18 protein-coding genes are annotated in these 21,021 nt (G+C 72.0%); 1 reads left to right on the top strand and 17 read right to left on the bottom strand.

The window, feature by feature from the left end; all coding sequences use genetic code 11:
- Positions 1–39 precede the first annotated feature (39 nt).
- The 8 genes from KHC27_RS20955 to KHC27_RS20920 form a co-directional block, all read right to left on the bottom strand.
- Entirely contained in the window at positions 40–726 is a 687-nt protein-coding gene (locus KHC27_RS20955; protein WP_213341919.1) for a response regulator, read from the bottom strand.
- On the bottom strand, positions 723–3,494 hold the full coding sequence (locus KHC27_RS20950; protein ID WP_213341918.1) for a sensor histidine kinase: 2,772 nt from the start codon (positions 3,492–3,494) through the stop codon (positions 723–725). Before KHC27_RS20950 ends, KHC27_RS20955 begins: the two co-directional genes overlap by 4 nt.
- Positions 3,495–3,505: 11 nt before the next feature.
- A complete protein-coding gene (gene kdpC / locus KHC27_RS20945; protein WP_213341916.1) occupies positions 3,506–4,126 on the bottom strand; it encodes a potassium-transporting ATPase subunit KdpC in 621 nt (206 codons plus the stop codon).
- Positions 4,127–4,138: 12 nt separating this feature from the next.
- On the bottom strand, positions 4,139–6,235 hold the full coding sequence (gene kdpB / locus KHC27_RS20940; RefSeq protein ID WP_213341914.1) for a potassium-transporting ATPase subunit KdpB: 2,097 nt from the start codon (positions 6,233–6,235) through the stop codon (positions 4,139–4,141).
- Between the two features lie 19 nt (positions 6,236–6,254).
- On the bottom strand, positions 6,255–7,964 hold the full coding sequence (gene kdpA, locus KHC27_RS20935) for a potassium-transporting ATPase subunit KdpA (RefSeq protein ID WP_213341912.1): 1,710 nt from the start codon (positions 7,962–7,964) through the stop codon (positions 6,255–6,257).
- 30 nt (positions 7,965–7,994) lie between these two features.
- On the bottom strand, positions 7,995–8,081 hold the full coding sequence (kdpF, locus tag KHC27_RS22140) for a K(+)-transporting ATPase subunit F (RefSeq protein WP_213341998.1): 87 nt from the start codon (positions 8,079–8,081) through the stop codon (positions 7,995–7,997).
- A gap of 401 nt (positions 8,082–8,482) precedes the next feature.
- Complete coding sequence (locus KHC27_RS20925; RefSeq protein WP_213341910.1) at positions 8,483–9,829, bottom strand: APC family permease; 1,347 nt, start codon at positions 9,827–9,829, stop codon at positions 8,483–8,485.
- A 137-nt stretch (positions 9,830–9,966) separates the two neighbouring features.
- Entirely contained in the window at positions 9,967–11,136 is a 1,170-nt protein-coding gene (locus KHC27_RS20920; RefSeq protein ID WP_213341997.1) for an MFS transporter, read from the bottom strand.
- 137 nt (positions 11,137–11,273) lie between these two features.
- On the opposite strand from KHC27_RS20920, the gene KHC27_RS20915 reads away from it, so the two are divergent.
- Positions 11,274–11,699, top strand: coding sequence for a helix-turn-helix domain-containing protein (locus KHC27_RS20915; protein ID WP_213341908.1), 426 nt, complete (start codon positions 11,274–11,276; stop codon positions 11,697–11,699).
- 59 nt (positions 11,700–11,758) lie between these two features.
- Here the strand turns inward: KHC27_RS20915 and KHC27_RS20910 are convergent, their stop codons facing one another.
- From KHC27_RS20910 to KHC27_RS20870, 9 genes are all read right to left on the bottom strand, one after another.
- Positions 11,759–12,496, bottom strand: a complete 738-nt coding sequence (locus tag KHC27_RS20910) for a helix-turn-helix transcriptional regulator (protein ID WP_246520177.1) — start codon at positions 12,494–12,496, stop codon at positions 11,759–11,761.
- 119 nt (positions 12,497–12,615) lie between these two features.
- Positions 12,616–13,635, bottom strand: a complete 1,020-nt coding sequence (locus tag KHC27_RS20905; protein ID WP_213341906.1) for an ABC transporter ATP-binding protein — start codon at positions 13,633–13,635, stop codon at positions 12,616–12,618.
- Positions 13,635–14,633, bottom strand: coding sequence for an ABC transporter ATP-binding protein (locus tag KHC27_RS20900; RefSeq protein ID WP_213341904.1), 999 nt, complete (start codon positions 14,631–14,633; stop codon positions 13,635–13,637). The genes KHC27_RS20905 and KHC27_RS20900 overlap by 1 nt, the downstream gene beginning before the upstream one ends.
- 3 nt (positions 14,634–14,636) lie before the next feature.
- Positions 14,637–15,527 (bottom strand): ABC transporter permease, encoded by an 891-nt coding sequence (locus tag KHC27_RS20895; protein WP_246520176.1) that lies wholly within the window; start codon positions 15,525–15,527, stop codon positions 14,637–14,639.
- The gene (locus KHC27_RS20890; protein WP_213341902.1) at positions 15,527–16,543 is read right to left on the bottom strand and encodes an ABC transporter permease; all 1,017 of its coding nucleotides are present in this window, start codon (positions 16,541–16,543) and stop codon (positions 15,527–15,529) included. The genes KHC27_RS20895 and KHC27_RS20890 overlap by 1 nt, the downstream gene beginning before the upstream one ends.
- A gap of 15 nt (positions 16,544–16,558) precedes the next feature.
- Positions 16,559–18,166: an ABC transporter substrate-binding protein gene (locus tag KHC27_RS20885; protein ID WP_213341900.1), complete on the bottom strand. Its 1,608-nt coding sequence runs from the start codon at positions 18,164–18,166 to the stop codon at positions 16,559–16,561.
- 153 nt (positions 18,167–18,319) lie between these two features.
- Complete coding sequence (locus KHC27_RS20880) at positions 18,320–19,552, bottom strand: aminotransferase class III-fold pyridoxal phosphate-dependent enzyme (RefSeq protein WP_213341898.1); 1,233 nt, start codon at positions 19,550–19,552, stop codon at positions 18,320–18,322.
- Positions 19,553–19,697: 145 nt separating this feature from the next.
- Positions 19,698–20,159, bottom strand: coding sequence for a DUF1330 domain-containing protein (locus KHC27_RS20875; protein ID WP_213341896.1), 462 nt, complete (start codon positions 20,157–20,159; stop codon positions 19,698–19,700).
- A complete protein-coding gene (locus KHC27_RS20870; protein ID WP_213341894.1) occupies positions 20,156–20,812 on the bottom strand; it encodes a DUF2239 family protein in 657 nt (218 codons plus the stop codon). Before KHC27_RS20870 ends, KHC27_RS20875 begins: the two co-directional genes overlap by 4 nt.
- Positions 20,813–21,021: the final 209 nt, after the last annotated feature.

The following is a 21,021-nucleotide window of genomic DNA, read 5'->3' as shown; positions in this document are numbered from 1 at the left end:
CGCCGGTGGAAGGCCGGCCGGGGCGGCCGCCGGGCGGCCTCATTCGCCGGTGCGGTAGCCGACACCGGGCTCGGTGATGACGATGGTGGGGCTGGCGGGGTCGGGCTCCAGCTTGGCGCGGAGCTGGCCGACATAGACCCGCAGATACTGGGTGTCGTGCTCGTGGGCCGGCCCCCACACCTCGCGCAGGATCTGGCGGTGGGTCACCACCTTGCCGGCATGGCGGGCGAGGAAGGCGAGCAGGTCGAACTCCTTGGGGGTGAGCTTCACCTCCTCGCCGGCCCGGCTGACGCGGTGGCGCGGCACGTCGATCTCGATGTCGCCGAGCCGCAGCACCGGGGTCTCGCCGCGGCTCTGCAGGCGGTGGCGCGGCGCGGCGCGCAGCCGCGCCATCAGCTCGCCCATGCCGAACGGCTTGTTGATGAAGTCGTCGGCGCCGAGGTCGAGCGATTCGATCTTCTCCGCCTCGCGGTCGCGGGCGGAGAGCACCAGCACCGGCACCTCGGACCACGCCCGCAGCCGGCGGATCACCTCCTTGCCGTCCATGTCCGGCAGGCCGAGATCGAGCACCACGATATCGGGGCGGCGGTTGGCGGCCAGCGCCAGCGCCTCCGCCCCGGTGTCGGCGCGCAGCGCCTCATAGCCGTTCGCGGCCAGCGCCGGGCCCATGAAGCGGTGAATGGCCGGCTCGTCGTCCACCACCAGCACGCGGAGCGGGTGCGTCATCGGTCGTCCTCCGGCGGCGGCGCGGGCCGTGCCTCCGGCACCGGAGCCCGCCCGGGCGGCGCCGGGGCCTGCGCCGGGGCGGGGGGGCGTTTCAAGGGCAGCCGCAGCGTGATGCGCGCGCCGCTGGCGTGGCCGGGCGGCGGGCTCTCCGCCGCGACCGTGCCGCCATGGGCCTCGACAATGCCGCGGGTGATGGCGAGCCCCAGCCCGGAGCCGTCGCCGCCATCGCCGCTGCCGCGGCTGGCGCGCATGAACTTCTCGAACACATGGGGCAGGGCGGCCGCCGGAATGCCCGGCCCGTCATCGGTGACGGCCAGCACCATCTCCCGCGCCGAGGCTGCGGCGGCGAGCACCACCCGCGCCCCCGGCCCGGCATGGCGCACCGCATTGCCCACCACATTGCCCACCGCCTGCTCGATGAGGGTCTGGTCGGCGAAGAGCAGCGGCAGCCCGGCCGGCGCCTGCACCTCGAAGCGCTGGGTGGCGCCCCGCGCGCGGGCGAGGGCGACGGCGCGGTCCAGCACCTCGCGCATGTCGATCCAGTCTTCCCGCAGGTCGAGCGCGCCGGCTTCCAGCCGGGTCATCGAGAGCAGGTTGCGCACCATCAGGTCGAGCCGCTCGGCCTCCTCGCGCATCTGCAGCAGCAGGTCGTGCCGCGAGGCCTCGGGAATGCCGGCGCCGTAGTCCAGCAGGCTGGTCGCGGCGCCGAGGATGGAGGCGAGCGGGGTGCGGAAATCATGGCTGATCGAGGCCAGCAGGATGTTGCGCACCCGCTCCGTCTCCGCCGCGGTGCGGGCGGTGGCGACCTCGGTGGAGAGCCGGGTGCGCACCAGCGCCGCGGCGGCCTGCTCGGCAAGCGTCGCCAGCAGCGTGGTCGTCTCGGCGTCGAGCGGCCCGGTGACGGCGCCGCGCTCGATGCCGACCACGCCGATGCGCCCGGAGGGGGCCGTTCCGGTCATCGGCAGGAACAGCCAGGGCGCGCTCGGCAGCGTGCCGGTGCCCGCCCCCGCGGCCTCGCCATGGTCGAAGGCCCAGCGCGCCGCGGTGGTCGAGGCGGTGTCGAGCCGGTCTTCCGGCGGCCAGGCGGCGGCGATGGCCAGCTCGCCACCGACCGCCTGCAGGATGACCGCGGCCCGGCCGGTGGCGGTGTGGATCTCGATGGCCGCGGCATCCGCCACCGAGGTGGCGTCCGGCAGGGCGGAGAGCTTGCGGGTGAACTCGTAGAGCCGCCGCGCCGCGCGGGTGCGCCGCGTCGCCGCCCGGGCCTGCTCGCGCGCCCGGCCGGCGATGGTGGAGATCAGCACCGCGATGATGAGGAAGATCAGCAGCGCCAGCAATTCATGCGGGCGGGCCACGGTGAAGGTGTCGACCGGGTCGATGAAGAAGAAGTTGTAGGCGAGGAAGGACAGGCCGGAGCCGAGGATGGCCGGCCACACCCCGTGGCGGATCGCCGGCACCACCACCGCCAGCAGATAGAGCATCGAGACGTTGGGCAGCGGCACCACGAGGCCGAGGCCGAGCCCGGCGAGGGTGGCGAGGGCGACGCACAGCACCGCCCCCACATAGCCCGCCGCCGGCCCGAACGGCGGCAGCTCCGGCATCTCCCAGCCGGGGGGCTGCGGCGCTTCCGCGGTGACGACGTGGATCGCCACCCCGTCCGCCTCGCGCACCAGCGCGTCGGCGAGCCCGGCGCGCCACCCGCCGGCGAGGCGGCGCAGCAGGCCGCGCGGGCGGGCCTTGCCGATGACGATCTGGGTGATGTTCTCGAAGCGGGCGAGCCGCAGCAGCTCAGCGGCGATGTCGGCGGCGACCAGCGAGCGGGTGTCGGCGCCGAGGCTGGCGGCGAGCCGCATGCCGGCTTCCAGCCGCGCCCGCTCGGCGGCGCCGGTGGCGGCGCCGGGGCGCTCCACCGTCACCGCGATCCAGGTGGCGTCCAGCCGGTCGGCGAGGCGCTTGCCCTCGCGCACCACCCGCTCGGCGGCGATGTCCGCGCCGACGCAGACCAGCAGCCGCTCGCCCGCCGCCCACGGCCCGGCGATGGCGGCGCCCTGCATCCGCTCCAGCAGGTCGCTGTCCACCCGCGCCGCCACCCGCCGCAGCGCCAGCTCGCGCAGGGCGGTGAGGTTGCCGGGCTTGAAGAAGCCCTGCACCGCGCGGCTGGCGGTGTCCTCGACATAGACCTTGCCGTCGGCGAGCCGCTTCAGCAGCTCGTCGGCCGGCAGGTCGACGAGAATGATCTCGTCGGCCTTCTGCAGCGCGGTGTCCGGCACGGTCTCGCGCACCCGCACCCCGGTGATGCGCTGGACCACGTCGTTCAGGCTCTCGACATGCTGGATGTTGAGGGTCGTCCACACGTCGATGCCGGCGGCGAGCAGGTCCTGCACGTCCTGCCAGCGTTTGGGGTGGCGGCTGCCCTCGACATTGGAATGGGCGTATTCGTCGAGGATCAGCAGCGAGGGACGCCGGCGCAGGGCGCCCTCGAGGTCGAATTCCGGCACCAGCCGGCCGCGATAGGCGATGCCGCGGCGCGGCAGCAGCTCGAAGCCGTGCACCAGCGCCTCGGTCTCGGCGCGGCCATGGGTTTCGACCAGCCCCACCACCACCTCGCGGCCGCCGGCCCTGGCGGCGCGGGCGGCCTGCAGCATGGCGTAGGTCTTGCCGACCCCCGGCGCGGCGCCGAGGAACATGCGCAGCTTGCCGCGCGTCTCCCGTTCCGCCGCGGCGAGGAGGGCGTCGGGCGAGGCGCGCGGCGCCTCCTCAGCGCTCATCGCCGCGCCCCTCACGACGAGGGGGTGAGGCCCGGCGTGCCGCTCGTGCCGGGCGGGGCGGCGGCCGGCGCGCTGGCGTCGTCGAGGGCGATGTTGAGGTCGAGCACATTGACGGTCGGGTCGCCCAGGAAGCCGAGGGTGCGGCCCTCTATGTGCGCGCCGACGAGGCCGCGCACAAGCGCGGCGTCGAGCCCCCGCGCCGCCGCCACCCGTGGCACCTGCGCCAGCGCGAACTCGGGCGAGATATGCGGGTCGAGTCCGCTGCCGGAGGTGGTGATGGCGTCGGCGGGAATGGGCCCGTCGAGCCCCGCGGCCCGCAGGGCGGCGGCGTCCGCCTTCAGCCGGTCCGCCAGCTTCGCGCTGGTGGGGCCGAGATTGCTGCCCGAGGAGGCGGTGGCGTCGTAGCCGTTGCCGGCGACCGAGGGGCGGGGGTGGAAATAGCCGGCCCCGGCGAAGGGCTGGCCGATCAGCCGCGAGCCGACGGCGGCGCCCTGGCGCGTCACCAGGCTGCCATGGGCCTGACCGGGCAGGACCGCCCCGGCCAGCCCGGTCATGGCGAGGGGATAGGCGAGGCCGGTCAGCACCGTGAAGACGGCGAGCAGGCTGGTGGCGGGACGAAGGTGCGTGAACATCGCGGTCTCTCCTCAGACCAGACCCAGGGCGACGATGGCGAGATCGACGATCTTGATGCCGGCAAAGGGCACCAGAATGCCGCCGAGCCCGTAGATCAGCAGGTTGCGGGCGAGCACCGCGCCGGCCTCCCGGGCGCGGTAGGCCACCCCGCGCAGGGCGAGCGGGATCAGCGCGATGATGATCAGCGCGTTGAAGATCACCGCGGAGAGGATGGCGCTCTGCGGCGAATGCAGCCCCATGACGTTCAGCACCCCCAGCTCCGGTATGGCGGCGATGAACAGCGCGGGGATGATGGCGAAGTACTTCGCCACGTCGTTGGCGATGGAGAAGGTGGTCAGCGCCCCGCGCGTCATGAGCAGCTGCTTGCCGATGCCGACGATCTCGATGAGCTTGGTGGGGTCGCTGTCGAGGTCCACCATGTTGCCGGCCTCGCGGGCGGCCTGGGTGCCGGTCTGCATGGCGACGCCGACATCGGCCTGGGCCAGCGCCGGGGCGTCGTTGGTGCCGTCGCCGCACATGGCGACCAGCCGGCCCTGGCGCTGCTCGTTGCGGATATAGGCCAGCTTGTCCTGCGGGGTGGCCTCGGCGATGAAGTCGTCGACGCCGGCCTCCGAGGCGATGGCGGCGGCGGTGACGGGGTTGTCGCCCGTCACCATCACGGTGCGGATGCCCATGCGGCGCAGCTCGGCGAAGCGCTCCTTGATGTCCGGCTTCACCACGTCCTTCAGGTGGATCACCGCCAGCAGCCGGCCGTCCTCGGCGAGGCCGAGCGGGGTGCCGCCGGAGCGGGAGATGCGCTCCACCGCGGCGTCGAAGGCGGGAATGTCCGGGGCGCCACGGTCGGTGACGCTCATGACGAAGCGCTTGACCGCGTCGATCGCGCCCTTGCGGATGCGGCGGCCGCCACTGTCGAGCCCCGACAGCCGGGTCGCGGCGGAGAAGGCGATGACGCCCGCCCCCTGCGGCGCCCGGGCCGGCACCTCGATGCCGTAGTGCTGGCGGGCGAGGGCGAGGATGGAGCGGCCCTCGGCGGTCTCGTCGGCGAGGCTGGCCTCGACCGCGACGCGCGCCGCCTCCGCCTCGCTCACCCCCGGCACCGGGATGATCTCGCTCGCCATGCGGTTGCCGAAGGTGATGGTGCCGGTCTTGTCCAGCAGCAGCGTGTCGACATCGCCCGCCGCCTCCACCGCCCGGCCGGACATGGCGAGCACGTTGTGGCGGATCAGCCGGTCCATGCCGGCGATGCCGATGGCCGAGAGCAGGCCGCCGATGGTGGTGGGGATCAGCGTCACCAGCAGCGCCACCAGCACCGGCACCGGCACATCCGCGGCGGCGTAGCGGCCGAGCCCGGCCAGCGCGACGACGGTGATGAGGAAGATCAGCGTCATGCCGACCAGCAGGATCGAGAGCGCGATCTCGTTCGGCGTCTTCTGCCGCTCGGCGCCTTCCACCAGCGCGATCATGCGGTCGAGGAAGGAGGAGCCGGGATCGGCGGTGATGCGGATCACCAGCCAGTCCGACAGCACCGTGGTGCCGCCGGTCACCGCGGAGCGGTCGCCGCCGCTCTCGCGGATCACCGGGGCGGATTCGCCGGTGATGGCCGCCTCGTTCACCGAGGCGATGCCCTCGATGATCTCGCCGTCGCCGGGGATCAGCTCGCCGGCCTCGACGAGAACCACGTCGCCGCGGCGCAGCTCCAGCGCCGGGACGGTCTCGCTGCGGGAACGGTTGGCCGGGTCGCGCAGCCGCCGGGCCAGCGTGTCGGTGCGGGCGCGGCGCAGCGTGTCGGCCTGGGCGCGGCCGCGGCCTTCCGCGATCGCCTCGGCGAAGTTGGCGAACAGCACCGTGAACCACAGCCATGCCGCGATCTGCCCGGTGAAGCCGAGCGGATGGCCGGCGGCGACATCGCGCAGGAACAGCACGCTGACGAGGGCGGCGACGACCTCGGTGACGAAGATCACCGGGTTGCGCATGAGGTGGGCGGGGTTGAGCTTCACCACCGCGTCGCGCGCCGCGCGGACGACGAGTTCCGGCGAGGCGAAGGCGGAGCGCGGGGCGGCGCCGGGATCGGCGGCGATGTGGGGCGCGGTAGGGGTCTTGGCTGACATGGGATGTCTCCGGGCCGGCTCAGAAGGTCTTGCCGGCCAGCATCTGCACCTGCTCGGCGATCGGGCCGAGGGCGAGCGCGGGGAAGAACTGGAGGCCGCCGACGATGAGGATGACGCCGACCAGAAGCCCGACGAACAGCGGGCCATGGGTGGGGAAGGTGCCGGAGGAGGCGGACAGCCGGGTCTTGGTCGAGAGCGAGCCGGCAATGGCCATCATCGGCACGATGTAGCCGAACCGGCCGAGCATCATCGCGATGCCGAGGGTGGTGTTCCACCACGGGCTGTTCGCCGAGAGCCCGCCGAAGGCCGAGCCGTTGTTCCCCGCCGCCGAGGAATAGGCGTAGAGGATTTCCGACAGCCCGTGCGGGCCGGCATTGCCGAGCCCGGCCAGCGCCGCCGGCAGCACCGCCGCCACCGCCGAGAAGCCGAGGATCGCGGTGGGCAGGATGAGGATGGCCAGCATCGCCATCTTCACTTCCTTCGCCTCGATCTTCTTGCCGAGATATTCCGGCGTGCGCCCGACCATGAGCCCGGCGACGAAAACGGTGATGATCGCCATCACCAGCAGGCCGTAGAGCCCGGAGCCGACGCCGCCCGGCAGGATCTCGCCGAGCTGGATGAGGAACATCGGCGCCAGCCCGCCGAGCGGGGTGAAGGAGCCGTGCATCGCGTTCACCGCGCCGTCGGAAAGCCCGGTGGTCACCGCCGCGAACAGGGCGGAGCCGGCGAGGCCGAAGCGCACCTCCTTGCCCTCCATGTTGCCGCCGGCGGGATCGAGCCCGGCCGCGTGCAGCATCGGGGTGCCGGCCGCCTCGGCCCAGTAGGTGACGGCGATGCCGGCGAGAAGGATGATGCCGATCGCCGCCACCAGCGCCCGGCCCTGCCGCCGGTCGCCGGCCAGCCGCCCGAACGCGAAGACCAGCGCGGTGGAGATGACCAGCATCTGCCAGATTTCCAGCGCGTTGGAGAAGGCGGTGGGGTTCTCGAAGGGGTGGGCGGCATTGGCGTTGAAGAAGCCGCCGCCATTGGTGCCGAGCTGCTTGATCGCCATCTGGCTCGCCACCGGGCCGAGCGCGAGGGTCTGCCGGGCGCCTTCCAGCGTGGTGACGCTCGCGGTGGCGTCCAGCGTCTGCGGCACCCCGGTCCACACCTGCACCAGCGTCGACACGATGGCGAGCGGCAGCAGCAGGTAGAGCACCGCGCGGGTGAGATCGACGAAGAAGTTGCCCACCGTCGGCGAGCCGGAGCGGGCGAAGGCCCGCACCAGCGCGACCGCGAGGGCAAGGCCGGTGGCCGCCGAGAGGAAGTTCTGCACGGTGAGCCCGGCCATCTGGCTGAACAGGCTCATCGTGGTTTCGCCGGCATAGGACTGCCAGTTGGTGTTGGTGACGAAGCTCACCGCGGTGTTGAAGGCGAGGTCCGGCGAGAGGCCGGCGAAGCCGAGCGGGTTCAGCGGCAGCACGCCCTGCAGGCGCAGCAGCCCGTAGAGCAGGGCGAAGCCGGCGGCGTTGAAGACGAGCATCGCCAGCGTGTAGCCGAGCGCGCTCTGTTCACGCGAGGGATCGACCCCGGCGAGCCGGTAGAGCGCACGCTCCACCGGGCCGAGCACCGGCGTCAGGAACGTGGGCTCGCCGCCGAACAGCCGCGCCATGAAGGCGCCGAGCGGGGCGGCGGTGAGAAGCACGATGGCAAGGATGATGGCTATCTGAAGCCAGCCGAGAGCGGTCATGGCACACGGTCTTTCGGGAAAGGGGCGGCGTCAGAACGTCTCGGGCCGCAGCAGGGCGACCACGAGATAGACGGAGAGGCCAAGGGCGACGGCGGCGCCGAGGGTGAGGTCCAGCATGGCTCAGGCCTCCGCGGCGAAGCGGGCATAGGCCATCAGCGCCGCGAAGAGACCGAGGCCGAGGGCGAGGAAGAGGAGGTCGGGGAACAGGATGTCGGACATGGGGCGAGCCCTCCTTTGGGGTTCGCCGCAGCATGTAGCCCCGGGCCGCATAAGGGCGCGATCCGGTTTGCCGGGGGGCGGCATAAGGAAGGCGTAAAGACGCCGCGGCGGCCGGGCGCGGCCGGCGCCTCGGGCGAGGCGGCGATCCCCGCCGCGGGTCAGCCGGGCCGGGGCCTTACACGCCGCGGCCGCCCGCGCCGGCGGGTCCGGGCGCCGGCGGCCGGGCGGGGAAAATCCCGAGCGTCTGTCGTATCTTGCGGGGCGATGCCGCCAGATCGATTCAAGCGGGGCGCCGTGGTCTAGGGCTCGCTGCGGCCGATCGCCGGGCGGGCCACCAGCAGCGCCGCGCCGAGCGCGATCCAGCCGAGCACGACATAAGGCCAGAGATTGCCGGGGAAGGACGGCACGGGATAGACCGAATTGTAGAGCGGCCAGGCCATCGCCAGCGTGCCGGCGGCGCCGAGCACCAGCCACAGCCGGCTGCCCGCACGTATCGCATGGACCGCCGCCGCGGCGGTGACGCCGAGATAGGCGACGATCAGGGCCAGCACGCCGATGGTGCCGACGCTGTCGTAATAATCCGCCGGGCCGATGAAGGGCGCCCACGCCAGCAGCCCCGCCAGCATCAGCGCGCTGACGATGCCGACCGCGACCGCCGGCGTGCCATAGACCGGGTGCACCACCGCCGCGCGGGCGGACAGCCCGGCCCGGCCGAGCACGAACAGCATGCGGGCGCCGGCCGAGAGCGTGCCGATGACGCAGGACACCGCCGAGACCGAGGTCGCGATGTCGAGCGCGGTCGCCATGCGCAGCGTGCCGAACTTCAGCGCCAGGGTGTTCAGCGGCGCTTCGCTGGCGACGAGTTCCTTCACGTTACCAAGGCCGAAGCCGACGATCTGGATGTAGGAGGCGAAGACGAAGAACAGCCCCGCCAGCACCACCGAGCCCACCAGCGCGAGGGGGATGGCCCTGGCCGGCTGGCCGGTTTCCTCGGCGAGGGTGGTGGCGGCTTCGAAGCCGGCAAAGGAGAGCACCGCGAACACCACGGCATAGCCGACGCCCCACCAGCCCAGCGTCGGGTCCGGCCGGAACGGCGCCGCGCTCAGCCCCTCGGTGCCGCCCACCGCGATCAGGATGCGGACGCCGAGGATGATGATGACGGCGATGGAGGAGAGCTCCAGCACCAGCATCAGCCGGGTGGCGAAGCTCATGTCGCGCCAGGCGAACACGGTGGCGAGGCCGAGCGCGCCGACCCCGAGCGCCAGCCACCCGCCGCCGATGTCGACGCCGTGGTCGAGCAGGGCGGCGCGCAGGAAATTGCCCACCAGCGCCGCGCTGCCGGAGCCGCCGGCGATGTAGAGCAGCAGCATGCACCAGCCGGCGATGAAGCCGGCACGGGGGCCGAAGGTCTTGCCGATATAGGCATAGCCCGAGCCGGCGCTGGTGATGCGGCCGGCGAAGAAGACGAAGGACAGCCCGACCACCGCCACCACCACCGTGCCCACCGCGAAGCCGAGCGGCGCGGCGATGCCGGCGGCGCCCGCCGCCAGGGTCACGTTGAGCGCCATGCCCATGGTGGGCGCCATGACCGACAGCGAGAGCGCTATCGCTTCGAGTGGCCCGAGATCCCGCTTCAGCTTCGCCATTCCCGCCCTCCTGACGTACCGCCCGTCTTATCCGGCGGCGGGCGCCGATCGGCAATGGCGGAGTTTGGCCGCATCCGCCGCCGGGGGTCGACCGGGGGCGGGCGCCGGGCGTGTGGCTGGCCGCTCCGGCGCGGGCTTTAGCGTCCTGCGCGGGCGGCGCCGTGCGGCAGGCCCGCCACCGCCGCCGCGGCGACCATCAGCCCGCCGGCCAGCAGGAAGGTCTGCCGCAGCCCTTCCGCCAGCGCGGCGGGGGCGGCGTGGATCAGGTCGCCCGTCCCGGCGCCGGCGGCGAAGACCGCACCCATCAGCGAGGTACCCGCGATGAGTCCGGCGTTGCGCGACAGGCCGAGCAGCCCCGCCACCGTGCCGCGACGGTCCGCCGCCACGGGAGCCAGCACGGCGGTGGTGTTGGCGGCCTGGAAGAGCTGGTAGCCCGGTGTCAGCACGAGGATGGCGAGGACATAGCCGCCGACGCCGAGCCGCTGCGGCAGCAGCGCCAGGAGGAAGGCGCCGGCGCCGAGGAGGCCGAGCCCGATGCCGAGCACCCGGCCGCTTCCCAGCCGGTCCACCAGCCGGCCCGACGGCACGCCGCTCGCGATCGACACCGCCGGGCCGACCGCCATGACGAGGCCCACCGCCGTCTCGGTCAGGCCGAGGCCACGCCCGAGGTAGAACGGCCCCACCACCAGCGTCGCCATCATGACGGCGGCGACCAGCAGGTTGACGATCAGGCCCGGCACCAGCCCGGTGCCCAGCGGCGGCCGCCGGGAGGGCGCCGGCGGCGCTTCCCGGAGGCGTTCGCGCGGCAGGGTCGCGGCGGCGAGAGCGAGGCCGGCGGCGGCCAGCGGCACCTGCGCCCAGAAGATGCCGCGCCAGCCCGCCAGCGCCAGCATCAGCCCGCCGAGCGGGGGCCCCAGCGCCGTGCCGAGCGCCGACATGGTGCCGAGCAGGCCCATCGCCCGCCCCAGCCGTTCCGGCGGCGCGGTCTGGCGCATCAGCGCCAGGGCGAGCGTCATCAGGAAGGCCGCGCCGACGCCCTGAACCGCGCGGGCCATGACCAGCAGCCAGAGGGTGGGCGCGAGGCCGCACAGCAGCGCTCCCGCCGCGAAAAGGCCGAGCCCGGCGAGGAGGGCGGGCTTCAGCCCGTAGCGGTCGCCCAGCCGGCCGGCGAGAACGACGGCGAGGGTCAGCGTGCCGAGATAGGCGACCACGACCGCCTGCACCTCGGCGAAAGGCGCCGCGAAGCTCACGGCGAAGGCCGGAAGCGCGATGTTGGCGATGCTGGTGCCGAGCGAGGCCAGCAGCATCGCCAGCGCCAGGGTGAGCGAAACGCGCCTCCGCGGTGCTGCCGTCTCTTTAATGTCAACCGTTTCCACCCGATCACCCCTTGTCCTGCGACTGGTTCGGGCGCAGCCTGCCACTTCAAGCCAGGTTGAGGTCAAGCATGGCGTTGCTGGATATTGGGGAGGTCGCGGCGCGCAGCGGGATACCGCCCTCGGCGTTGCGCCATTACGAGGAGGCCGGGCTCATTGCCTCGGTCGCGCGGCGCGGCCTGCGCCGGCAGTTTGCGCCCGAGGTGCTGCTGCAGCTCGCCCTCATCTCCATGGGCAAGACGGCCGGTTTCTCGCTGCAGGAGATCGCCGGCATGTTCGGCCCGAGCGGCTCGGCGGAGCTGCCGCGCGCCACGCTGCACGAGAAGGCGGAGGCGATCGACCGTCAGATCCGGCAACTGGCCGCCCTGCGCGACACCTTGCGCCATGTCGCCGACTGCCCGGCCCCCTCGCACATGGAATGCCCGACCTTTCGCCGGCTGGTGGAGGTGGCGGGAAAGCGCGCCGCGCGCGGGCGCGGTCCGGCTCGGCGCCGCTGAGGCCGGGCGTCGGGACCGAGAGGGCGTCGCCGTCGGGCGCCGGCCGCGTTGGGCCGGCCTCAGTTGCGGTCGGCGGGGCCGGTCCAGCCCGGCTCGCCGGCAAGGCGGGCCGAGAGCATGGTGCGGTTCGAGACCTCCATCTTCTGGAAGATGTGCAGCAGATGGGTCTTCACCGTGCCGAGCCCGATATTGAGGGTCTCGGCGATGTCGCGGTTGGCGAGCCCGTCGCGGATCAGCTCGGCGATCTCGATCTCGCGGCCGGTCAGCCCGTAGACGCGCTGCAGCTCGCGCTGGCGGCGGCGGTCGCGCGGGCGGGGATGCCGGCCGAGCTGGTACTCGATATAGGGCTGCATCGACTGGGCGACCCGCAGCGTCTCCCCGCAGATGAGCGGGTCGCTGCGGTGCTTGAGGATGCCGAGCCCGGCGATCGGCTCGTCGTCCTGCCAGAACACGAAGTCGAGCACGTCGGCGATCTCGCTGTCGCTGAGATAGCGGCTGTAGCGCTCGAAGGCGCTGCGCGGCGCCAGCGAGCGGTCATGGCTCATCGTCGCCACCCGCTTGCCGGAGGAAACCAGCCGGTCGATGTTCAGCGGGTCGAATGCCTGCATGTCGTGCAGATAGCGCCCGATGTAGCGGCAGCAGGGGCCGGTGGTGTCGGCCACCACCATCGAGCGGTCGTCGTCGATCCAGTAGAACACCGCCGAGCCCGCCTGGAACACGGACAGTGCCACGTTGCGGATCTGCGCGATCTGCTCGTCCAGTGCGGGCGCGGGGTACATCGCCGGGGGCTGAAGCATGGCTGCGGTCTCGCATCGGGAGGTGCGTTCCTGCACGCGAGCCTTCACCAACGCAAAAACGCGGCCAGAACGGCGGGAAAATGCCCTCGCCCCGGCTTTCGACACCGCGTTACCGCGGCTCAGCCGGGGTGGTGGCAGCACACGGTGTGGCCGGGGGCGAGGGTGCGGGCCGGCGGGTCCTGTTCCGCGCAGAGCGCGCTGGCGCGGAAGCAGCGGGTGCGGAAGCCGCAGCCGGAGGGGCGCTGGGCCGGGCTCGGCACGTCCCCGGTCAAGACGATGCGCTGCCGCGCCTTCTCGCGCGCCGGATCGGGGATCGGCGCCGCCGAGAGAAGCGCCTGGGTGTAGGGGTGCAGCGGGCGACGGTAGAGCGCCTCGCGCGGCGCGCTCTCCACGATGCGCCCGAGATACATCACCGCCACCCGGTCTGACATGTGCCGGATGACCGCGAGATTGTGGGCGATGAAGAGATAGGCGATCCCGGTGCGCTGCTGGATGTCCTTCAGCAGGTTCAGCACCCCCGCCTGCACCGAGACGTCGAGCGCCGAAACCGGCTCGTCGAGGATCATCACCTCCGGCTCCACCACCAGCGCCCGGGCGATGCCGATCCTCTGGCGCTGGCCGCCGGAGAAGGCGAAGGGGTGGCGGTCGGCCTGCTCGGGAAGAAGCTGAACCTGCTCCATGGCGCGCAGCGCCCGGGCCCGCCGCTCGGCCCGATCCAGCGGCAGCATGCGCAGCGGCTCGGCGATGTTCTCGATCGCGGTCATCCGCGGGTTGAGGCAGGCATAGGGGTTCTGGAACACGAGCTGCAGGCGGCGCCGGTAGGGCCGCATCGCGGCGGGGGACAGGCCGGCGAGGTCGGTCTGGCGGAAGCGGACCCGCCCCGCCGTCGGCCGCACCAGCCCCATGATGGCGCGGGCGAGGGTCGACTTCCCGCAGCCGGACTCGCCGACCACGCTCAGCGTCTCGCCCGGCTGGAGCTGCAGCGAGACCCCGGCGACGGCGCTGATGGCACCGACCTGGCGGGGGAAGACGAGGCCGCGCCGGACCGGGAATTCGATGCGCAGATCCTCGACCTCGAGCAGCGGGCCGCCGGCATCGGCATCGGCATGGGCATCGGCATTGAGGGCGGCGGGTGGCATCACGCCTCCTTTGCCGAAAGCGTGGACAGCGACAGTTCCGCGGCGCGGTGGCAGGCCACCACCCCCTCGCCGAAGCGGGCCAGCGCGGGCTCGCTGGCGTGGCACAGCGGCACGGAGAAGCCGCAGCGCGGCGCGAAGGCGCATCCCGGCGGCCGGTTCTGCAGCGCCGGCGGCGCGCCGGGAATGGCGTAGAGCCGGTCCGCCACGTCGTCGATCGAGGGCACCGCGGCGAGCAGCCCCGCCGTGTAGGGATGGCGCGGCGCGGCGAAGACCGGACCGACCGGACCGCGCTCGGCGATCCGGCCGGCATAAAGCACGTTCATGCGGTCGGCGAGGCCGGCGACGAGGCCGAGATCGTGGGTGATGAGCACCACCGCGATGCCGCGCTCCTCCCGCAGTCGGGCGAAAATCTCCATGATCTGGGCCTGGATGGTGACGTCGAGCGCGGTGGTCGGCTCGTCCGCGATCAGCAGGTCGGGATCGTTGGCGATGGCGATGGCGATCACCACGCGCTGGCGCATGCCCCCCGAGAATTCGTGGGGATACTGGTCGAACCGCCGCTCCGGCGCGGGAATGGCGACGGCTTCCAGCAGGCCCAGCGCCCGCTCCCGCACCTCGGCGCCGGACAGGCGGGGGTTGTGCAGCCGGATCATCTCGGCGATCTGGGCGCCGATCGTCTTCACCGGGTTCAGCGCCGTCATCGGGTCCTGAAACACCATGGCGATGCGCCGGCCGCGCAGCGCGCGCATCCGCCGTTCCGGGGCGCCGCAGAGTTCGATGCCGTCGAACCGGATCGAGCCGGAGACCGAGACGTGCCGCGGCAGCAGCCCCATCACCGCCAGCATGGACAGGCTCTTGCCCGAGCCGGACTCGCCGACGAGCCCGACCACCTCGCCGCGACGGACCGAGAGATCGACATTGGAGACCGCCGCCCGCTCTCCGTCGCGGAACGGGATCGAGACGGTGAGGCCCTTGATGTCGAGAAGCGGCGCCTCCATGGTTCAGCGCCCCCGCGACTGCGGATCGGCGAGGTCGCGCAGCGCGTCGCCGAGGAAATTGGCGCTCAGCGAGACCAGGAAGATCGCGACGCCGGGACCGAGCGCGATCCACCAGTTGTAGAAGTTGGACGCCCCTTCGGCGATCATCTGACCCCATTCCGGCGTCGGCGGCTGGGCACCGAGGCCGATGAAGCTGAGGCCCGCCGCGAGCAGGATCACCTGCCCGACATCCATGGTCGTGTTGACGAAGATCGGGCTCCAGCACAGCGGCATGATGTGCCGGAACAGCAGCCGCGCCGGCCGCACCCCGCCGACGATGGCGGCGTCGACATGGTCGAGCTTCTTCACGTTCAGCACCTGCGCCCGCATCAGCCGGGCATAGATCGGCCACCACACGATGATGAGGGCGAGGGCGGTGTTGACGAGGCCGGGCCCCAGCGAGGCGGCGATCGCCATGGCCAGCAGCACCGGGGGAAAGGCGAGGGTGATGTCGGCAAGCCGCATCAGCACATTGTCCGCCAGCCCGCCGAGGAAGCCGGCAAGCGCTCCCGCCGCCACCCCGATGCCGACCGCGGCCACCAGCACCCCGGCGGCGATGGGCAGCGAGTAGCGCGCGCCATAGAGCGTGCGCACCAGCACGTCCCGCCCCAGCGCATCGGTGCCGAGCCAGTGCGCCGCGCTCGGCGGCTGCAGGCGGCGGCCGGCGAGGCCGATCGGGTCGTAGGGCGTCCACCAGGGAATGGTGAGCGCGACGATCACGAGCCCGGCCAGCACGGCGATGGCGAAGATCGCCGGCAGGTGCGACCAGCCGAGGCGGCGGAAGGCGCGGCCAATGCCGGCGGCGAGGCGGGGCCGAGGGCGCTCGATGGCGGGGAGGGTCGGACCGAACAGCATCAGCCGGCGTCCCTCATGCGCGGGTCGGCGGCGGCATAGGCGATGTCGGTCATGAGGTTGGCGAGGAGGAAGCCGAGCCCGCCGATGATCGTCACCCCGGTGATGGCGGGGTAGTCGAGGCTGCGCGCGGCATCCACCGCATAGGAGCCGATGCCGGGCCAGGAGAAGATGGTTTCCACCAGCACCGAGCCGGTGATGAGGTAGGCGAAGGTGAAGCCGAGGATGGTGAGGGCGGGGATCAGCGCGTTGGCGAGGGCATGGTGGACCAGCACCCGCAGCCGGCCGGCGCCCTTGGCCCGCGCCATGGTGATGTAGTCCTGCCCCATCACGTCGAGCATCGAGGCGCGCACCATGCGGGTGACGATGCCCATGACCGACCAGCCCAGCACGGCCGCCGGCAGCACGAGATGGCGCAGGGCATCGACGAAGCCGGCCCCGTCGCCCGCGAGCAGCGTGTCGACCAGCATGAAGCCGGTGACGGGGGGCGGGGCCACGGCGCGGATGTCCAGCCGGCCCGGCCCCGGCAGCAGCCGGGTCTGGACGGTGAACAGGAACAGCGCGATGAGCCCCAGCCAGAACACCGGCAGGCAGGAGCCCATCAGCGCGACCAGCCGGGCGAGATGGTCGGCGGCGCTGTCCTTGAACTCGGCGGAGACGATGGCCAGCCCGATGCCGCCGAGGGTGCCGACGAGCATCGCCGCGATGACCAGCTCCAGCGTCGCCGGCAGGCGCTGGGCGAGGTCGGTCAGCACCGGCTGCCGGGTGCGGAAGGAGGTGCCGAGGTCGCCATGGGCGAGGTTCCAGACATAGATGGCGTAGCGCTCGGGCACCGAGCCGTCGAGGCCCCATCGGGCCTTGGCGGCGGCGACGATCTCGGCATTGCCGAGATTGCGCGCGCCGATGATGGAGATGAGCGGGTTGCCCTTGGTGAACTGGGCCAGCAGGAAGGTCGCCGTGACGATCCCGAGCAGCAGGAACGGCATCACCAGCAATCGCCGCACGACGACCTTCAGCATGGCAGCTTCAATGCCTCACTTCTTCTCGATTTCGCCGAGCGGCAGGTTGCAGCACGCGCTGTAGCGCACGCCGCTGACCTCGTTGCGGTAGGCGAGCACGAGGTTCGGGCTGACCAGCGGCAGGATGATCTTGTCCGCGATCATCTTCAGCGCGAGGTCGTGATAGGCCTTTTCCTGTCCCGCCGTGTCGGTGGCGGCGAGGGCGGCCTGATACATGGCGAGCTGTTCCTTGCCGTCGAGGCCAGGCTCCTTGCCCACCCCGGCGCGCTTGGCCCACGGCATGTCGGGCATCATGCCGAAATACTGGACGTACTGGGCGCTGCCGAAATAGTCCGGCGCGAAGAAGCCGAGCGCGAAGGGCGCGCCGGGGCTGTCGATGTCGCTGGCCCACACCGTGAAGGGAACGGGCTTCAGCGAGAGCTTGATGCCGATCTTGCCGAGATCCTGCTGCACCTTCTGTGCCAGCAGGGAGAGGTCGACGCCGTAGACGTTCATCGCCGGCAGTTCGAGCTCCATCGCGAAGCCGTCGGGATAGCCGGCCTTGGCGAGCAGTTCCTTCGCCCGGGCGGGGTCGAACACCGGAGCCGGCAGGTCCTTCGTTCCGGGATAGCCGTTCGGGATGGGGGAGGGCTGTTCCTTGCCTTCGCCGCCGACGGTGAAGTCGATGATGCCCTTGTAGTCCAGCGCCAGCGCGATGGCCTCGCGCACCTCGAGGGTCAGCGGCACCGGCGCGCCCTTCGCCGCCGGGCTGATGGCGGCATAGACATAGTTGAAGGACGGCACCGCCTTGAAGGTGACGTCGGGCGAGGCAACCGTCTTCGCCGTGTCGGGATCGACCTGCATGGCGATGTCGGCGGCGCCGGACTGGAGCATCTGCGCCTGCGTCACCGCATCCGCGGTCTGCTTCAGCACCACGGCGGGAACCGCGGGCTTCTTGGCCCAATAGGCCTCGTTGCGGGCTAGGCGCAGGGAATCGTCGGGCGCATAGGCCTCCAGCACGAAGGGGCCCGCGCCGGCCGAATGGGCGAGGAACCAGGTGTCGGAGGTGTCGGAGGTCGCCGCATCGTCCTTGGCGTTGGCCCCGTTCGCGGTGGCGAGCCTGGCGTTGATGATGCCGGTATAGGGAGCGGCGAGGATGCCGAGGAATTCGGAATTCGGCGTCGTGGTGGTGATGACGACGGTCCTGTCGTCCTTGGCCTCGATCGCCTTCAGGCTGTCCATCAGATAGGACGGCCCGCCCTTCACGTTCTTCAGCCGCTCCAGCGACCATTTCACGTCCGCCGCCGTGACCGGGCTGCCATCGGAGAAGGTGGCGGCGGGGTCCAGATGGAAGGTGAAGGTCGTCACGTCCGGGCTCACCTCCCAGCTTTTGGCGAGGCTCGGGACGATGGTCTGGTTGTCGGCGGCCAGCGTCAGCAGGGTCGCATAGACCGCCGAGAGATAGATCTGGCAGGTGTCGCAATAGGCGCGGGCGGGATCGAGCGAGTTGATGTCCATGGCGCGGGCCACGACGAGGGGTCCGTCGGCGGCGGCCTTTGTCGCGCCCATCGGCAGGACGAAGACCGAGCTCAGCAGCGCGGCGGCGAAGCCCGTGGAGCGGGCGAAGCGGGGGGGCAGGGCCATGGGCGATATCTCCGGGCGGACGAGGGCGGGGAGCGGCAAGGTGGAGGCCGTCCGCCGCTGTGCCGACCGCCGCGAGGGACGACCGGCGACGGGGCGGCGGCGGAGCGGGGAGGCCGGCCCGGTCGCGCGGCGGCGACCCGGCCGGCGCCGGCTTCAGGCGGGGGTTGCGGCGCGCGCGCGGACGGCGCGGAAGCCGACATCGGCGGCTTCCAGCGCGCGGGCGATGTCCTCGGCGGTGTGCGCGGCGCTGAGGAACATGTTGTGCTGGGGGTGGAAATAGACCCCCGCCCTCAGCGCCGCGGCGCAGAAGGCGAACCCCTTGCGGTAGTCGGCATCGTCCTCGAACAGCACCATCGGCATCTGCACCGGGCCGGTCTGGCGGATGGCGATGCCATGGTCGGCGCTGAGCCGGTCGAGGCCCTCGCGCAGCGCGGTCCCCATCCTCTCCATGTGGTCGACCGCATTGTCGCGGCGCAGGATGTTCAGCGTCGCCACCGCCGCCGCCATGGACATCGCCCCGCACCAGAACGAGCCGGTGGTGAAGATGGACTGCGTCGCGGCGCGGAAGCGGTCATTGCCGGTCACCGCCGAAAGCGGGAAGCCGTTGGCGATCGCCTTGGACCACGCCGAGAGGTCCGGCCGCACCCCGAGCCGGTCCCAGCTTCCGCCCAGCGAGAGCCGGAAGCCGGCGCGCACGTCGTCCACGATCAGCGCGGCGTCGGCGGCATCGGCGGCGGCGCGGGCGGCCCTGGCGAAGGCGAGCGTCGGCAGCTCCTGGTCCTTGCCGTAGTCGTGGCGGAAGGCGCTGACGAGGATGCCGGCGAGATCGCCCTCGGCAAGCGCCACGGCGGCGTTCAGGCTGTCGATGTCGTTATAGTCATAGGTGAGGATGTGGGCGCGGTCCTCGGCGGTGACGCCGACGAGCGAGGGCGAGCACCACGGCACCGCGCCGTGATAGGCGCCGCGGGCGACCAGGATCTTGCGCCGCCCGGTGCCGGCGCGGGCGATGGTGGCGGCGGTGGTGGTGGCGTCGGTGCCGTTCTTCTCGAACTGCACCCAGTCGGCATGGGGAACAAGCTCGACCATCAGCTCGGCCAGCTCCACCATGGTTTCGGCCGGGCCGTTCATGGCGTCGCCCTGCTGGTACTGGGCAAAGGCGGCGGCGTCGACTTCCGGGTGATGGTGGCCGAGGATGATCGGGCCCCAGCTGCACATGAAGTCGAGATAGGCGTTGCCGTCGACATCCCACAGCCGGGAGCCCTGGGCCCGGGCGAAGAACTGGGGATAGCCCTCCGGCAGGTCCTTGGCGTGCATGTGGCCCCACATGCCGCCGGGAACCACGCGCAGCGCCCGCGTGCGCAGGGCGTGATCCAGGGAGTTGCTCATCAATGCGGCCCCTCTTGTGCGTGCCTATTTCTTGGACGCGAGGGTGTAAGCGCCGGGACCGGCGGTCAATCTACCGAAAGTAAGAGACGGGGCGGGAAGCGCCCGTTGGCGGGCTGGAATCCGGCCCCACCCGATCCTGTGGCGGTCATGAATCCGTTTCATCCGGGCCCGGCGGCAGCGCCATCTCGGACAGCGGCGGAAGCCGTGAATCCGCCATGGCGGCCGTGCGATGGCCGAGGCCGGCGCGGTAGCCCGGGTGGCTGGCGAAGGCGAGGAAGGAGGCGGTGCTGGTCTGCCGGACCAGCATGGCCGTGTCCCACCGCTCTTCGCCGGGCCCGATCAGCCAGTCTCCCCCTGTCCCGAGGAACAGCAGATCGCCGCCGCTTTCCCGCAGAAGGGGCAAGGTATGCCGGATGTAGCGGTCAAAGGCTTCGGCACCGCTGATCGGCGCCGAGGGCGCGAGGCCGGGATGGTGCGCATCGTCCGCCGTGTCCCGGAACCGCAGCCGATTGAGCATGATGACGGGGGCGGCAAGGCCACGCCGCACGAACCGCCGGCCCGCTTCCTGTGTCGGCTCGATATGGGAGAGGGAGGCGGATCCGCTCATGGCCGTTCCGCCTCCGGGGAGGGGTGCCCGCCCGGCGCGGGCGCGCCGAAGGCGAGCTGCAGGGCATAGGCCCGGATGTCCGGCGGCCACGCGGCGATCCGTTCTTCCATCTCGGTGCGGGCATCGGCGAAAAGGCAGCGTGTCGCCTCCTCGAAGCCGGGCAGGTCGCCGGCGATCGCCTGCATGAAGCGATAGGCCGCTTCCTGAGCCGCCCGGCGCCGCTCGCGCGGATGGGGCGCGTTGCGGGCGGCGTCGACGAGGCGGCGCAGGGCCGCGGACGTTCCGCCGGACTGCGCCGCCAGCCACTCCCATTGCCGGGGCAGCAGGGTCACCTCCCGAGCCACCACCCCCAGCTTGGGCCGCCCCCGGCCCCTCTGGCCGTCCTCCGTCGCCCCGGCCTCGGCGGTGGCGCCCGCCGTGGGACGATAGCGGCCGGCGGACGGTTTTGGAGGCTGCGACAGCCGTTCGAGAATCGCCGCATCGCTTCCGCGCAGGTCGAGATCGACGACAGCGCCCGTCGCGTCGTCGAAGACGAGGACCGGGTCCGCCTCCGGCGCCCGCGCGAGGGCAAGCGCCACCTCCGCCAGCGGGCCGGAAAACAGCCGTTTCTGGCCGGCGAAGGCGGTGCAGGGGTGGGTCGGGGACCGGGACATGGCGCGCTCACGAGAAGGATGCGCGATTAATATCCGGGTAAAATATACGCGTCAATTATATCCGGGTGATATTGGAGGCCCGAACGCGCGTTTCTCCGCGCGCGACGCAGCTGCGTCGCGCGGACATGAGCACAAAAGCGGGAGGCGGAAGGATCGTAAGCGTCGTCCTCAGGCCACGTTACTGAGGGTGGGCTTGGTGGGATAGGCCC

The sequence above is a fragment of the Ancylobacter lacus genome (assembly GCF_018390635.1).
Taxonomy (GTDB): Bacteria; Pseudomonadota; Alphaproteobacteria; order Rhizobiales; family Xanthobacteraceae; genus Ancylobacter; species Ancylobacter lacus.
Note: the sequence above shows the minus strand (reverse complement) of the source record. Positions and strands in the feature narration are given on the sequence as shown.

Excerpts from the sequence above, each read along its gene's own strand:
- KHC27_RS20875 (WP_213341896.1), bottom strand. The coding sequence starts at position 20,159 with ATGAGCGGATCCGCCTCCCTCTCCCATATCGAGCCGACACAGGAAGCG.
- KHC27_RS20950 (WP_213341918.1), bottom strand. The coding sequence starts at position 3,494 with ATGAGCGCTGAGGAGGCGCCGCGCGCCTCGCCCGACGCCCTCCTCGCC.
- KHC27_RS20925 (WP_213341910.1), bottom strand. The coding sequence starts at position 9,829 with ATGGCGAAGCTGAAGCGGGATCTCGGGCCACTCGAAGCGATAGCGCTC.
- KHC27_RS20905 (WP_213341906.1), bottom strand. The coding sequence starts at position 13,635 with ATGCCACCCGCCGCCCTCAATGCCGATGCCCATGCCGATGCCGATGCC.
- KHC27_RS20890 (WP_213341902.1), bottom strand. The coding sequence starts at position 16,543 with ATGCTGAAGGTCGTCGTGCGGCGATTGCTGGTGATGCCGTTCCTGCTG.
- KHC27_RS20920 (WP_213341997.1), bottom strand. The coding sequence starts at position 11,136 with ATGCTGCTGGCCTCGCTCGGCACCAGCATCGCCAACATCGCGCTTCCG.
- KHC27_RS20900 (WP_213341904.1), bottom strand. The coding sequence starts at position 14,633 with ATGGAGGCGCCGCTTCTCGACATCAAGGGCCTCACCGTCTCGATCCCG.
- kdpF (WP_213341998.1), bottom strand. The coding sequence starts at position 8,081 with ATGCTGGACCTCACCCTCGGCGCCGCCGTCGCCCTTGGCCTCTCCGTC.
- KHC27_RS20880 (WP_213341898.1), bottom strand. The coding sequence starts at position 19,552 with ATGAGCAACTCCCTGGATCACGCCCTGCGCACGCGGGCGCTGCGCGTG.
- KHC27_RS20885 (WP_213341900.1), bottom strand. The coding sequence starts at position 18,166 with ATGGCCCTGCCCCCCCGCTTCGCCCGCTCCACGGGCTTCGCCGCCGCG.
- KHC27_RS20870 (WP_213341894.1), bottom strand. The coding sequence starts at position 20,812 with ATGTCCCGGTCCCCGACCCACCCCTGCACCGCCTTCGCCGGCCAGAAA.
- kdpB (WP_213341914.1), bottom strand. The coding sequence starts at position 6,235 with ATGTCAGCCAAGACCCCTACCGCGCCCCACATCGCCGCCGATCCCGGC.
- KHC27_RS20910 (WP_246520177.1), bottom strand. The coding sequence starts at position 12,496 with ATGCTTCAGCCCCCGGCGATGTACCCCGCGCCCGCACTGGACGAGCAG.
- KHC27_RS20955 (WP_213341919.1), bottom strand. The coding sequence starts at position 726 with ATGACGCACCCGCTCCGCGTGCTGGTGGTGGACGACGAGCCGGCCATT.
- kdpC (WP_213341916.1), bottom strand. The coding sequence starts at position 4,126 with ATGTTCACGCACCTTCGTCCCGCCACCAGCCTGCTCGCCGTCTTCACG.
- KHC27_RS20915 (WP_213341908.1), top strand. The coding sequence starts at position 11,274 with ATGGCGTTGCTGGATATTGGGGAGGTCGCGGCGCGCAGCGGGATACCG.
- kdpA (WP_213341912.1), bottom strand. The coding sequence starts at position 7,964 with ATGACCGCTCTCGGCTGGCTTCAGATAGCCATCATCCTTGCCATCGTG.
- KHC27_RS20895 (WP_246520176.1), bottom strand. The coding sequence starts at position 15,527 with ATGCTGTTCGGTCCGACCCTCCCCGCCATCGAGCGCCCTCGGCCCCGC.